This is a genomic window from Flammeovirga aprica JL-4 (assembly GCF_012844305.1).
Classification (GTDB): domain Bacteria; phylum Bacteroidota; class Bacteroidia; order Cytophagales; family Flammeovirgaceae; genus Flammeovirga; species Flammeovirga aprica.
On the sequence record NZ_JABANE010000011.1, the window covers coordinates 98339 to 112566 of the forward strand.

Sequence of the window (14228 nt, forward strand, 5' to 3'; positions counted from 1 at the left end):
AAGAAACAAAAGAGGCTACCATTTATATGATAGCCTCTCCCAAGTATGAAATGAAATGAATTATTACTTATATTTTTCTATGTCTTAATGTCTTTATTATAGTACTGAGAATGAATCTGAGTAAGAAACTCCGTCGATTACTAATTCAGCAGTATAAGTACCTGTAGGTAATGTAGAAAGATCAAAACGCTTAACGTTCTTTGCTCCTGCTACAAATTTTGAACTATACACTGTGTCTCCATCAGTTGTGTATAATCTTACTTTAACGAAACCTTCAACCTCTTTACCTAAGATGATATTCAAGTTTTCTTTTACTACAGAGATTTTAAATTTTTGGTTTGAAGAAGCTAATTGGTAGTTCATCATTACTGCTGTATTTGATGGAGTAACAAAAAACTCTCTTACTAACATTTTATCTTCAAACTTCATTTTAAAAGTATATTTTCCTTCAGGTAAACTTTTAAAATTAATGTCTTCTTTTACTTTTCCTGATGCAATAACTGTTTTTGTAGTGTAAACTTTACCAGCGGCATCTTCTATTTGAAAACTAATTTCTTCTCCTTCTAAGTTATTGAAAATAATTGATGCTGATGTTCCATCAGTAGAAGCTTTAAAGAAATAAGAAATTCCATTGAATGGTAAATAATAATCTTTAGCTGATATACTCAATGAGATTAATAAGGTAGCAAATAAGATTGTAAACTTTTTCATAGTATGTGTATTTTGATTTATGTTTTTTCTGTTTTGATTACATCACAAAGGTGTGTGATTATTTTCTATCGTCAAAATCAAAATCACCGAAATTTATCAAGTGTAAATACACACTTTTAAATAATATCATTTCGTACAGATTACACTTTATTCATTTTAATTCAATAAGTGTAAGTTGATCCTATTACATTGTTGCGGGTAAATGTATTTATCTGAAACTATGTTTGTAAAGTGTGTAAGCGTACACTTATCGAGAAAAAATTGAATAAAAAAATGTTAAAAAGATTTTATTCACATTCTGTTAATATTGAAATGAACAGTTATTCATTTTTGTCAGTTTACAAACTTTTCAAACGCAGTAAAATATATGTATAAAAAGCAGTATAATACCTGCAGTATGAATAAACTCTGAGCAACTATTACTCATTTTCTAACATTTTGACTTGCCCTTTAAGAAGTCAAAGAGAATTCATAGACCTCTAGAGTAAAAGTTGGTACCAATAACATTTGTGTGATAATGAAAATTTATTTTACATTATATTACATGCTTCACTAAAGATTTTATACTTTTCACTATCATTTGATGAGTTAAATATTATGTCTTTGCCTTCATAATCTTCACATTTCAAATATTTGTTATTAATAATACATTTCGTTGATGATCCGCTAAACAAACAATATATTCCTATCCATAAGACCCTATGCTATTTTTCATAACTGATCATTACAAAATCTTCTTTTCGATTTACGAAAGCAAAGTTGAAATAATAAAACCAATTAAATCATGAAAAACAGACCTTATATTTTAGCTGAGTGCCATTGGGAAACTCTTCAGCATGCTGACTTCGAAGTTGCTATTTTACCTTGGGGTGCAACGGAAGCACATAATTATCACCTGCCTTATGCCACTGATAATATACAAGTAGATGCCATTGCCGCAGAAGCAGCGAAATTTGCTTGGGAAAATGGAGCAAAAGTAATTGTTCTTCCGACGATCCCTTTGGGTGTAAATACTGGACAGACCGATATTTATTTGGATATGAATATTTATCCAAGTACTCAGAAAGCAATCCTCAATGATACTATAGAAGTATTAAACAGGCATAGCATTAAAAAACTGCTTATACTCAATGGACACGGTGGTAATGATTTCAAAACGATGATCAGGGAATTAGGTGTTAAATACCCTGAGATGCTTGTTTGTGCATCAAGTTGGTTTCAAGTACTTGATAGAAATAAATATTTTGATCAACCGGGAGACCATGCGGATGAAGTTGAGACTAGTTTAATTCTTCATTTAGCACCCGAACTTGTTTTACCACAAGAAAAATGGGGAAAGGGAACTGAAAAAAGAAATAAAATTGAAGCTTTTAATGAAGGTTGGGTATGGACCGAACGCAAATGGTCAGAAATCAGTGAAGACACTGGAACAGGAAACCCAGCCTTAGCCACTAGAGAGAAAGGAGAAAACTTTTTTAAAGCAGTTACTAAAAAGTTAGGCGAGTTTCTCTGTGAACTAGATCAGGTAGACCGAAAAGAAATGTATAAATAAGGTATGGAGCAGAAAGATAATCAAATAGCAATTGTAACTGGGGTAAGTCGATTACAAGGTATTGGTAAAGCAATTTGTACAATCCTTGCACAAAATGGTATTGACATTTTCTTTACCTATTGGTTAGAATATGATGAAGCTATGCCTTGGGGGGTACAGGAAAATGAACCTGATTTGATTCAGAAAGAAATACAAAGCTATGGTGTACGCTGTGAAAAATTGACTTTAAATCTTAAAGAAGAAGGAGCAATTGATTTATTATTTTATCAAGTTAATGCAAAAATGGGGGCTCCTACTATATTAATCAATAATGCTACCTATAGTACTTCTATCAATATCAACAGTATTACGTCTCAAGAATTAGAGGCTCATTACTTAGTCAATATGAAAGCGGTAATTCTACTTACTTCTCGATTTTTCAAGAATTTTAATGAAAATGAACAGGGTGGCAGAATCATCAATCTTTCTTCTGGTCAGAATTTGAGTGTGATGAATGAAGAAGTAGCTTATGCAGTGACAAAGGGTGCTATTGATACATTTACTCGTACAATTGCTCAAGAAATTGCCTGCAAGAGAATTACAATTAATGCTGTAAATCCAGGGCTCACAGATACGGGATGGCTAGACGATGCTCAAAAAGAAATTTTTCTAAAAAGGTGCCCTATGGGAAGAATTGGAAAGCCGGAAGACGTCGCCAAGTTAATTTCATTTTTGGTTAGTGATGAAGGGCAATGGATCACCGGACAAATTCTTAATTCTGAAGGTGGTTTTATTCGTGAATTGTATGAGTAAATAGCAAAGTAATTAAAGTGAAACAAGGTACCTTTAAAAGAAAGAATGAATGGATTGAGGTGAACTTTTTCATTATTACTTTTTTAAGGAAAAACTCTAATTCAGTAAAAAGCCAAGACACAAAATGTCTTGGCTTTTTCAATTTTCCTCATCATTAACAAATGAATGTTTTAGTTTTTATCTAATTCAATTTTTTTCTTAAACATTTATCTAAATTCAATTTTTATTTAATCCTTAAAATGGTGGTTCTGTTCACCCATCCACTAAACCTCACCTTCTCATTTTCTGTTCTATTTTCCATGAAAATCATGTTTTTCGTTGGAAACTTAGCTTTACATTTTTTCATTCCCGTCATGTTGTTTGCAATTTGATACATTTCATAAGCCAAAGAGTAAACGGATAAATTCTGACATTCGGAATATTTGTTTGAAACTATATCCATGAAAGAATTAAAATATAAATCACCAATTAATGTAAAGGCTTCCTTCTGATAATTGGTTCCTTTTAGTGTTTCTGCTAAATCTCTACCTTCTTTCTTATTTCCAGTAAGGATGTTATATCTTGCAACTTCTAACCTTAATTTTTGAGAAATCTCTGAATCCTCATTCATATATTTCTCACTTAATTTCTTCGCCTCCTTCAAATATTGGTTATTCTTAGACAACAGTGCCATTTTCAATATCCCAAGTGCACTTTCAGCATTAGGATTCTTTTCATACAACACCTTTTTAGTATTATAAAGGAAGGTGTAATCTTCACAATCAGAATTCTCGTAATATTTCTCAATCTCCTTAATTTGAGTATCGGAATAATACACCCCACCTTCACTTTCTTGCTTATAACGGTTTGTAATACCTTCACAAGAATTATCTAAAACTGTAAATAATTTTTTGTCTATATTTTGAATAAGGGAATCGGCATTCGCAATATCTAGATTAGATAATCTATTATTAACTAACCAATAGCACTCCCATAGATTATTGTCGTCTAGTGCCTTTGCATTTTTTTGATAGGAAACCATACAATCAATAAACCCTACCAAAGTGGCTTCGCTTAGAAAATCAGCACCTTTTTTCACACCAAAAACCATATTACGATATACCTTCCCTTGGTTAACCTCAGTTAGAAACACACCTTTAAGTTTCCAATTAATCTCTGCCAATTTCGCTAAAAGTGCTGGAGTCCTACCCTCCTGCAATATAGCTTCAGTAACAAAATTAATAGCAGAATCTCCTTTTAAGATGGCTGCATCAATTTCTCCTTCTTGAGCTAATTGTATCCCTTTCTTTAAATATTCATCAGCTTTTTCTGAAAAATTTGTCTGAGCTTTTGTTATATAAAAACTAAACAAAAGTGGTAAAAATATCAGAGTAATTTTGAAGAGTTTATTTCTCATTTGTGAAATAATGTTTCATTAATTTCTTATCGTTTCTATATATAAGAGTCCATTTCACTCCAAATTCACTACTCTAACTTATTAAATAAATGTTATTATTTTAAAACAATAAACTACAACAGACCTAATGATATAATAATGAAAATAGTAGGTAAGATTATCCTAATCACGGTGTAGTATTTAAATAGTATGATAAAAAATACTTTAAGAATATAAACTTCATAAAAGCTGATTATTGTAGCTGTAAAATAAATACAGGCTAATAACACCCCCCTGATTAAAAGAAGTTGAACAAGTTTAGCCAATATAAACTTTAGATTTATATCCGTATTTTTACGAATTCCATTACGTGAAAAATACCCTCTATTTGATGTACTAAAAAAAGTTATTGATTTCATAAATACAATAAATTGATCATGTTTGTTTCCATATAAATTGTCGTAAAAAAAGGCAAAAGCACTATTCGATCGAATTAACAAATAATTAAAAAAGAGTAGTGTAATTCATAAAATATTCACTAGGATAATCTAAATAAACATCAGTATTCAATTATAAATACAAAAATCCCCTTATATCCTGTATTGAGGGCGGATATAAGGGGATTCTACATATATATTTGACTTAATTAATTTTCGGAATTTAAAGAGGATTCTCCTGTAGAATATTGACTGTTTTTAATACAGCGAATACTAGCCAATGAGCGTTTATTAATAGAACTTTTCATCATCTTCAAACGATCATCCTTTATATGAAGAACGCCATAGTGTGGATCGCTAATACTTGTAAATCCGCCACTCATATCGCGTGCAGAAGCATTGAGCCAAAAGGCGGTTGCATCATGATTTATTAACTGATCGGGCTTGGCAACCGAACTATTCCCTTGCTTTAGGTAATATTCAGTAAAACCTGTTTTGAGTGCTGAGAAGCCTGTGGCGTTTCGGAGTTCAGGGTCATTAACCGGCTCTCCATCCATGCCACCCTCACTAGGGTTCCAATGTTCATCCTCTTTGGCCATCAAACTATAATGGATAGGGTGTTCAAACATTGTCCATGTGGTTTTTCCTCCATTTCCACTACCTGTATTCCATTCTAATTTAGTAGAGTAGTGGGCAGGAACATCTGGCTCATAATCGTCTACTCCGAAACCTGCTTGTCTAAGAAACCAGATAAATTCTTGAACATCCTTAACAGTCGGAAGATGCCAACCCTCAGGACAAATTTTCAAACTACGCCCCATGGGGTCCTTGGCTTCTAAAACATAACCCATATAGAGTGCGCCATGATGCCCTTCTTTGGCATCAGCCTCTTCTTCTGTGCCTTTAGCCCAAGTGTAGCCTGATTGGTCTAAGCTCATATTGGCATAGTCTTCAAAAACCCAGTCATAATATTCAAAAGACCCGATGGGTGTACCGTTGGTAAAATGGGTGGCTCTTAAGTTCTCGGTCATCCATGTTTGTGACCAATCATCGGCCCATAGTTGGGTGGTCATTGGGGGTCTACCACTCAGTACAAGCGTAGGGTAGGTTTCGCTTTTATCCCCTCGATTATCTACCAGATCCTCTCCTTCTGTTATCTCCCAGTTAATTGTTCCTGCTTCTGGCAGGGGGGGTAACGATTCATCCACACAACTCAGCAAACACAAACTCAACAATACACTTAAACCTAGCCATAGGTTATTGAAGCTATTCATCTTTCTTCTTCTTATTTATAAATTTCTATTTCAAGCTTGCTAGTCACAACTAGACTAGCAAGCTATTACAGCGGTCATCTACTTTTCGCGCACACAACGGATGCTCAGACCATTGCTGTCTTGATCCTGTCCTAAACCCATTGGGTCACTAAACAAGGGCATGGTTTCAGTAGCCCTTACTTCAAAACAGTCGACTCGATTAAAGCTGTTAATGGAGTTGGTCATAAAATAAGCCTGAGAGCTAATCGATGCAGGTATCATGCCTCCTTCTGAACTTAATCCAACGGGTAGCGCGTTGAAACCCGATGCATTGTTCTTCGATAGATCCTCTCCGGGGCTATTGCTTACTGTGCTAGCTGACCAATCGCTATTACTTGCTAAGGCACGCCCTACATGCTCATCCACTTCGGCTGCTATAAAATCCGTTAGCTCCTGAAAATCTTCAGGAGATGGGATACGAAAACCTTCTGGGCACAATCCATCAAGCATCGCTGCTTGGTAGTTGTACAACAAACTTGGGGTAGCCTGAAGATCATCAGGGTTAGACTGCATTACGCTGGCTTCACTGCTAACCCAAATACCTTGACCTGTTCTTATCTCTAATTCGTTTTCGGTACCTTTAAGTAGGTTTCTTAGGTTTTCAGCCATCCAAACTTGTTCGCCTAATGTAACCGTTTGGTAGTCGTTGCCATCTCTGTCAGTTACTACCCCTTCTGGTTTTACAGCAACTTCAGATAAAGTAACGCTCGCTTCTTTTTCTGTTTCCGTTGCTGCACGTGTAAAAACGATGTTCATTAGTGGAGCAAAATCAGCGACCATTTTGTCATAGCTTATTCCTTCAGCGACAAAGTCGGCTTCTTCAATATCAACAGGCTCTTGATCGCCAATCGTCATGCTGATCACCAAACCTGTAAGATCGATGTCGGCCCCAAAGTCGTAACGTTCGTCGTAATTGTCCGGATTTTGTTTGATACTTAGGGTCACTTCGGCTTGTACACCTCCGTTTCCATTACCTTCTCCTTCTTCTAAAAGATCATCTGTACTACAAGCCGTAAAAGCGAGCATAAGGGAAAGCATCGCCCAAAGTCTGTTTTGTTTTAATTTTAGCATTTTCGTAAAAATTATATGTTTTAAAAATTATTTGTTAGAATCTAAAGTCTATACCCAAACGGATATCACGTCCTAAACGGAACTCTTCAACCACGTAATCTTCTGACATTGTCATTTGACGATTTTTATAGTCTTCCTCTGTTGGGTAGTAGCCAACATCTCTAACAAGCTTATATTTAGCATCAATGAGGTTACGCGCCTTCAGTTTAACAGCTAGATTCTTTGTTATATTATAAGAAGCTATTAGATCTAGTCTTGGAATTCCCTTTTCACGTGTGTTTTCATTCCCTCCGGAACCCGCTTGAACTACTCTTTCACTAAACCAATCGAAAAGAGCCGTTATCTGAATCCCTTTTTCTCCCCTGAAACTGCTATAAGTTAGATCTGATTTAATCATCCATGGGGTTGCTCCTTCCAATACCGGATCACCAGAAAATAAATCGGACTCCGGATTCGCTGTATTGGTAGGGTCTATTCGGCTTCTGATATAGGACATATTATAGCCTAGGCTCAGCTGTTGTTCTTTTGACCCTTTTACCACACTAAATAACTGTTTTCTAATATCAAGCTCTAAACCAAAAATCTCTGCACTCGCTGCATTTTGAGCTGACGTCGTATTTTGAAAGATATCTAGCCATGAAAGGATTGGTTTATCCAAATGCTTATAGAAAGCGGTTAGCGATATAAGCTCCCCAGCCTTTGGATATAAATCCCATGTCAGGTCCACATTATGACTTTTAGTAAGTTCTAAATCAGGGTTTCCTGATCTATAGACATCGATTCCTTTGTAAACATATAGTGCAGATTCTGTAGTTACTGGCAGTGTATAGTTTTTAGAATATCCAAAACGCAAGGTGTTCCGATCATTAATATTGTACTTCATGTTAAAGGAGGGCGTCAACAACTGCTCCTCCATTGGCTTAGGTTCATATAATAAAAAATAAGCACTCTCCCCCTCTATGAATGAATAAATATTGTCAACACCAAGCCCTGCTACTGTTGTAAATCTTGGGCTCCACTGCCATGTAAGCATACCAAATACCCGTTTAATACTTTTCTCTGCGTCAAACTCGGAAGTTCCAGGATCCCAACGGACAAAAGAAAATTGGGTGTTTCCCTGCCCTGTGAGCCCATAGGTATCAGGGTTAATAATCGAACTCATATCGATATCATCATAGGCCCATGATTCTCGAGATCGATGAATAATATGATTATAGCTTTCCTCTAAAAAGTAGTCTTTTACGCTTCGCATTTGATAGCCTATTTTTAGCGATGAAATATTATCGAAACGTTCACCCAGTCGGATTTCGATAGCTGTATTAATATTCAGTTCATCGGTCGTTTGTATCTGCGTGTCTCTAGTATAAGCACCACTCATCCAAGAGATCATATAGAGCTGCTCTTCGGGTGTGCCTGCATGATAATAAACAGAACTTCTTCTGTCGGGCTGTTGGGCGAAAATACTATTCAGTCCAACACCTGCCGAGACTTTAAGCCATGGTGTCATCTTATAATCGGCAAGAAACTGATGGACTTGCAAGGTATTGTCAGCAATCTGTGCTTGGCGTCGAAGTCCACTGGAAGCATCCCAAGCGAACGACCCCTCTCCTTCATGTTGGTATTGTTCTAAGGAGTGTACCATCATATAGTTATAAGCTAATCTAGCCTTCTCTGTCTGATAAGTCGCATTACCCATCAATAAGTGTGCGAAATTCTGAGTATACTTCTCATTATCAGAATTCACAGGTGCCAAAACGTTGTATACCCCACCACTACGAGTCTCCTCTTTGTGATAATTACGATAGCTGAAGCTATTGTCATAGGTAGCCACACCATATAAAGACAGTGTATTTTTTTGCTTACCAATAAGAAAGCGTTTCCCGATAGTCATGGTAAAATCCTTATTGATGGGTGTCTCATTTTGACGGACCGATTCAAAATTGTTTTGGAACGGATAATACTCATGGTATCTGGTTTCATCCGTGTACATCACCCACTCTTTAGGCTTTACAAAACCAAACTGCCCAATACCTTTTTCTCTTATGCCTTCTGGCAAAAGGAAGTTCTGGTTCATCGCTTCAGTATTCACCCCTGCTGAAGTAGAAAGCGTAAACTCAAAATCCTCTTTCATCACCTTCGAACTAATATCAATACTTGCTCCAGCAACATCTCCATACAAATCAGAACTTAAGATCTTTTTTACGTCAATTGCCTGTACAAATTCAGAACTGAAAAATGCTAAATCTACATTCTTGTAAAGCGGATCTTCGGAAGGAATCGGTAAACCGTTAAATGTTACTTGATTGTAGCGGTCGCCCAAACCACGCACCATCACGTTCTTCTGTCCTCTTTGTTTTGCAATACCGGCCATAGAACTTACTGCTGCCTCTGCATTACTCAAGCCCTTTCTACTCATTTCCTGAGCTCCTATGGAGGTAATTTGAAGTACAGAATTTCTTCGTTCGGCAATTAGTACTTCTTCTCGATCTCGATCTTCTTTTTCGATTGTCCCACGCACTACTACTTCTTTCAATTCTTTAGAATCAGGTTTCATTTGGAATTGAATCATAGCAGTACTTCCTTCCGAAACTACCACCTTCTGAATGGCCTGTTTGTAAGACACAAACTGAGCGATGACTTCGTGTTCTCCTGTGGGAACATTTAATAATTCGAAGCCACCCATAATATCGGTAATTCCTCCTTTTTTGGAACCTTTGATAAAGACTAGGACACCTATCATCGGTTCTCCTGTTTCATCGACTACTGTTCCTTCTATTCTTCCGAAGGTTTGCTTCACTTGTGGTTTCGGTAAAACAGGAATCTCTCCATTGATAATAACCTTATCTCCTATACGTTTAAAGTTCACTCTGTGCTCTTTCTCCATATATGTTAATAGTTCTTCTTGATCACCCTCGTAATTAAACTTATTGATGACCACTTCATTTACTGGAGAATAAACAAACTGTAGGTCGCATTGCTTTTCTATGGATTTCACCAAGTTGATTAAAGCAATTTTTTCAACTTTTAGATAGACGTATTTCTTATCGTCTTCTATTTTATTTTCTGCATATGTCAAAAAATTGAGCATACAAAGCCATAGGCCAAAAAGGAGGATAGCCTGCCTTTTGGTAAAAAAAATCATAATTGAAATGTTGAAATGAACTTAAATAAATTGAGTTTTAGTTTTAATGGAATTCTATATTTCCATTAATTAGATATCAAATGAACGCTTTTCTCACTCGTCCATTTATAATTAAGGTTTACTGAATACGATAACGTTTTGAGTATATCCTCTAGAGATTCATTTGCACTGAATTCTCCTCTTAATATTCTATTTTCTATCTTCTCATCTAGAATAAAATCTATACCAAATGAGTTTTCCAAAACAGTCACTACTTTAGACATGGGTACTTCATTAAAAAACAGTACTTGTTCCTTCCATGCTTTCCACTCTTTATAGACAAATCTCTTTTTTAAAAACTTCTGATCGAGTTTATTATATACAATGCTTTCTTGTGGATCCAAAATAGCAACCATTTTTTTGTCTTTACTTATAGCTACTTTTCCTGAAAGTAAGTCTACTTTGATTTCCTTTTGGTTTTTATTGGCTTCCACCTTAAAAACAGTACCGAGTACTGAAACCTCAATTTCGTTAGCATCAATAGAAAAAGGTCTTTTAGGGTCATGGTGAACTTCAAATATTCCCTCCCCAATTAAGCTTACATTTCTATTGTTGACATAATTCGAACCGAAGTATTCAAAAGTAGAGTTTGCTCCTAAAGTAACTTTAGTTCCATCAGGCAATGTTAGATTTCGTCTTTCACCTGTCTGTGTATTGACTACCACTCTGCTAGAAAGATCAGAATAAAAGTCATAACCTTTTATTCCCACTTGTAGCATTACCATTAATAAAAGTGATGCTGCAATCGATCTTATTCCTATATTTTGAAAATTAATAAATTTAGATTTTGACTTAACAATAACATTATCCTCCTTATCTTCTTTCAATTTACTCTTCAGTCGATTCTGACTTTGTATTGCATCTATTACAGACTTATCCGTATCATTATCTACAGGAAGGTTCCATAACTTTTCACATATGCTAAAGGTTGTTTGTTTTTCCGTAGACAAAGCAAGCTCCATTTCAAACTCAAGTGCCTCCTCCACATTCATTTGATTGCTGATGTACTTGTGACATCTCAACATAAAGCTTTCCTTATTTTGAATCATAACTAAAGTAATTATTGAATTTCCACTTTAATAGATTCAAAAGCATCAAAAAATCCACTAGTTGTTCTTTTTAAGGAATTGTTAATTCAATAATTATTTCAAAGAATAATTAAGTTTCACTGTAAATCAATCATATATAAAATTGTATTACATGTTACAACATGTGTATGGTATTTCTAAAATGAATTTAACTTTAACTTTAATCAAGATAGAAGTATTTTTTAGGATGCTTAAAATTACTTTCTAATATTTGAAACAAATTCAATCACAAAAAAAGCTAAACAAACCAACGCCTAATTTTTATGCAAACAGATCAAGAGTACTACTTAAAATGTGATGATCACAAAGTAGTAAGTATCAGTGAGCTTTTCTTAGATTGTTATCCTCATTTGTACCGGTTTGGTCAGAAGATGAGATTTAAAGATGAGAAAATAGAAGATGCTATTCATGAGGTATTCATCAACCTTATCAAAAGAATTCAGATAGATGATAACCTTTATATTGAAAAACCGAAACCTTATTTATTCAGTGCACTACGGCATCAATTACTGAGAGGAAATCAACAGGAAAGTAAATTACCAGTTGATTCAATTGAAGAGAAAGTGTTTGATGTCAATAATATAAAAGAAGTCATAGATCAAAATGACAATGAAGTACTTTTAAGGTTTCTAGATAATGCAATCGGCGAACTCCCTCCTCGGATGCAGGAAGCCTTTCGACTGAGCAGAGAAGAGGGATTCACTTATAAAGAAATTGGTCAAATTATGAAGATCTCCTCCAATACTGTTGAAAATCATATCGCAAAAGCATTTCAATATATCTCCGAAAAAGCTGAAAATTTTCAACTATTACATCAATAACAATCTCTCTATATCAAATTACTAAGCTGTTAGTTTTCAAAATTAATCTTTTGGGGTTTATATTTCTGATTTAATAATGACTTTATTTCCTATCCTCCTTATCTTAAAGTCAAATTCCTCCACTAGATAATCAATAACTTCTTCTACCTCTCCTTCAAAATCGAATTTCTCTACTTTAAACTGTTTTTCACTTGCAAAAATAAAAATCAATTCAGACTGACTTTCGATCAATTCAAAAAGTTTAAAAAAGGTGACGTCCTCTACATGGATATTAATAAAACTATCTTGCTTTGCGATTGAAAAAGTTGAAATTAACATTAAAAATATAAATAAAATAATCTTATAAATTTTCATGACAAAATTTAATAAATATTGATTAGAATTAAGGTTATTAGTACTTAATATAGAAAAAAAAGAGAGCTATTTTACACTACTAAACTACCTTAGTTAATAAAAAAGCATCATAAAATATGACACCTTTTCACTTCTGTTTTTTACTTAATATGGTATTATTATCTCTAATAATTCAAAATTTATCTATTATCTAACCATTGATTATTATTTAATCAAACAAAAGTTGGATAACTTTTTATCTAACAATATTAGATTTTGACCCATTTTTATTATTAAACTATTTCTTATTATAATTACTTAGTCCTTTTATTAATTCTTAAACCTTCATCTATATAGAGTAGGAAAAAGTACATTTTCACTACTTTAAAACTGTTAAATATTTACAAAAATATTTATCTATAAATTTTATTTTTTGAGTTCTTTTTTTTAATAATTATTCAATAAATTAGACGTAATAAAAACAAAACCAATTATCAATAATGAAACAAATTTTACTCTATACACTATTTATTTATAGTGTGACCATATCTTATGCTCAAAGTATTGATTTTGGGTATACAGATACCTTTTGGGCAGATTATGACATTCAGAATATCAGTAATCAAAAAGATTCAGAAAAGGTTCTTTTCAAATACATTTATGGGTTGAGTAAAATGAACAATAGTTCAAAAACCCAACAAATCCATTTTTTCACTCAGCATCCTAATCAAACAGAAGAAACTCTTCTATTCTATCTTGAGATCTTTGATAAAACGCTTTTTAATCCTAATTCACCCTTTAGAAATGAAGGTTTATATGAGATCATACTCAAAGAGTTTAAAAACAATCCTTTGATAAATGAACTTTATAAAGAAAGAATAAAGTATCAATTGAATGTAATTGATAAAAATAGAGTCGGTGATCTTGCCAATAATTTTAATTTTGAGGTGGATGGAAAAGTAAAAAATCTATACTCTATTGTGTCACCTTACACATTATTAGTATTTACAAATAGTGAGTGCCCTTCTTGTATTGAAAATTATAAGGAAATAGATAAAAGCAGTGTATTAAGAGAAAAAATCGATATGCAAAAACTAAAAGTTCTAATGATTGACAACTCCGGTAAACCTTCGTTTTATAAAGACGATCACTGGCTTTGGGCTAAAGACATTGATAACATAGTTGATGAAGATAAGTTATATTACACCCCTGCCTTACCTTCAATCTATCTGTTAGACAAGGATAAAAGGGTTATCTTAAAAGATTGTCCGTTACAATCAGTAAGCAATTATTTCAATAATATAGGCTATTTATAAGGTTAAGTACTGTGACAGAAGAAAAGGGATGATTTTAGTTTAATATTTTTTATTCTAATCAAGGCAGATTTGCAGAGCATAGCCTTAGTTACGCGATAAAAATCTAACGAAGAGTAGGATAAAAAAGATAAGATAAAATGTACCTTTACTTTTGTCACAGTACTTAATACATTGTAAACTAAATTATCGTAAATTATAGGTCTAAATTTTATAGAGATGAAAAAAGACCATATTCAAC

General features: G+C 33.9%; 11 protein-coding genes. 4 read left to right on the top strand and 7 right to left on the bottom strand.

Translation table 11 applies throughout. The annotated features are described in order from the left end of the window. Positions 1-96: 96 nt before the first annotated feature. Entirely contained in the window at positions 97-711 is a 615-nt protein-coding gene (locus tag HHU12_RS06065; protein ID WP_169655859.1) for a hypothetical protein, read from the bottom strand. 784 nt (positions 712-1495) lie between these two features. On the opposite strand from HHU12_RS06065, the gene HHU12_RS06070 reads away from it, so the two are divergent. Both HHU12_RS06070 and HHU12_RS06075 read left to right on the top strand, forming a co-directional pair. Next, positions 1496-2263, top strand: coding sequence for a creatininase family protein (locus HHU12_RS06070; protein ID WP_169655860.1), 768 nt, complete (start codon positions 1496-1498; stop codon positions 2261-2263). A 3-nt stretch (positions 2264-2266) separates the two neighbouring features. Next, the gene (locus HHU12_RS06075; RefSeq protein ID WP_169655861.1) at positions 2267-3055 is read left to right on the top strand and encodes an SDR family oxidoreductase; all 789 of its coding nucleotides are present in this window, start codon (positions 2267-2269) and stop codon (positions 3053-3055) included. A 223-nt stretch (positions 3056-3278) separates the two neighbouring features. On the opposite strand, the gene HHU12_RS06080 is transcribed toward HHU12_RS06075, so the two are convergent. From HHU12_RS06080 to HHU12_RS06100, 5 genes are all read right to left on the bottom strand, one after another. After that, the gene (locus tag HHU12_RS06080) at positions 3279-4451 is read right to left on the bottom strand and encodes a hypothetical protein (protein WP_169655862.1); all 1173 of its coding nucleotides are present in this window, start codon (positions 4449-4451) and stop codon (positions 3279-3281) included. Between the two features lie 625 nt (positions 4452-5076). After that, a complete protein-coding gene (locus HHU12_RS06085; protein ID WP_169655863.1) occupies positions 5077-6141 on the bottom strand; it encodes an FISUMP domain-containing protein in 1065 nt (354 codons plus the stop codon). A gap of 78 nt (positions 6142-6219) precedes the next feature. Next, on the bottom strand, positions 6220-7251 hold the full coding sequence (locus HHU12_RS06090; RefSeq protein ID WP_169655864.1) for a fibrobacter succinogenes major paralogous domain-containing protein: 1032 nt from the start codon (positions 7249-7251) through the stop codon (positions 6220-6222). A gap of 34 nt (positions 7252-7285) precedes the next feature. Then, complete coding sequence (locus tag HHU12_RS06095) at positions 7286-10339, bottom strand: TonB-dependent receptor (RefSeq protein ID WP_169655865.1); 3054 nt, start codon at positions 10337-10339, stop codon at positions 7286-7288. A 119-nt stretch (positions 10340-10458) separates the two neighbouring features. Then, complete coding sequence (locus tag HHU12_RS06100; protein WP_169655866.1) at positions 10459-11481, bottom strand: FecR family protein; 1023 nt, start codon at positions 11479-11481, stop codon at positions 10459-10461. A 302-nt stretch (positions 11482-11783) separates the two neighbouring features. Between HHU12_RS06100 and HHU12_RS06105 the strand changes: the two genes are divergently transcribed. Continuing rightward, a complete protein-coding gene (locus HHU12_RS06105; RefSeq protein ID WP_169655867.1) occupies positions 11784-12341 on the top strand; it encodes an RNA polymerase sigma factor in 558 nt (185 codons plus the stop codon). A 57-nt stretch (positions 12342-12398) separates the two neighbouring features. Here the strand turns inward: HHU12_RS06105 and HHU12_RS06110 are convergent, their stop codons facing one another. Continuing rightward, a complete protein-coding gene (locus HHU12_RS06110) occupies positions 12399-12695 on the bottom strand; it encodes a hypothetical protein (protein WP_169655868.1) in 297 nt (98 codons plus the stop codon). Positions 12696-13174: 479 nt separating this feature from the next. Here HHU12_RS06110 and HHU12_RS06115 point away from each other — a divergent pair, with 479 nt between their 5' ends. Continuing rightward, positions 13175-13990 carry a DUF5106 domain-containing protein gene (locus HHU12_RS06115; RefSeq protein ID WP_169655869.1) on the top strand — a complete coding sequence of 272 codons (816 nt, stop codon included), beginning with the start codon at positions 13175-13177 and terminating at the stop codon, positions 13988-13990. Positions 13991-14228: the final 238 nt, after the last annotated feature.

Excerpts from the sequence above, each read along its gene's own strand:
- HHU12_RS06095 (WP_169655865.1), bottom strand. The coding sequence starts at position 10,339 with ATGCTCAATTTTTTGACATATGCAGAAAATAAAATAGAAGACGATAAG.
- HHU12_RS06075 (WP_169655861.1), top strand. The coding sequence starts at position 2,267 with ATGGAGCAGAAAGATAATCAAATAGCAATTGTAACTGGGGTAAGTCGA.
- HHU12_RS06110 (WP_169655868.1), bottom strand. The coding sequence starts at position 12,695 with ATGAAAATTTATAAGATTATTTTATTTATATTTTTAATGTTAATTTCA.
- HHU12_RS06105 (WP_169655867.1), top strand. The coding sequence starts at position 11,784 with ATGCAAACAGATCAAGAGTACTACTTAAAATGTGATGATCACAAAGTA.
- HHU12_RS06100 (WP_169655866.1), bottom strand. The coding sequence starts at position 11,481 with ATGATTCAAAATAAGGAAAGCTTTATGTTGAGATGTCACAAGTACATC.
- HHU12_RS06090 (WP_169655864.1), bottom strand. The coding sequence starts at position 7,251 with ATGCTAAAATTAAAACAAAACAGACTTTGGGCGATGCTTTCCCTTATG.
- HHU12_RS06065 (WP_169655859.1), bottom strand. The coding sequence starts at position 711 with ATGAAAAAGTTTACAATCTTATTTGCTACCTTATTAATCTCATTGAGT.
- HHU12_RS06085 (WP_169655863.1), bottom strand. The coding sequence starts at position 6,141 with ATGAATAGCTTCAATAACCTATGGCTAGGTTTAAGTGTATTGTTGAGT.
- HHU12_RS06070 (WP_169655860.1), top strand. The coding sequence starts at position 1,496 with ATGAAAAACAGACCTTATATTTTAGCTGAGTGCCATTGGGAAACTCTT.
- HHU12_RS06115 (WP_169655869.1), top strand. The coding sequence starts at position 13,175 with ATGAAACAAATTTTACTCTATACACTATTTATTTATAGTGTGACCATA.
- HHU12_RS06080 (WP_169655862.1), bottom strand. The coding sequence starts at position 4,451 with ATGAGAAATAAACTCTTCAAAATTACTCTGATATTTTTACCACTTTTG.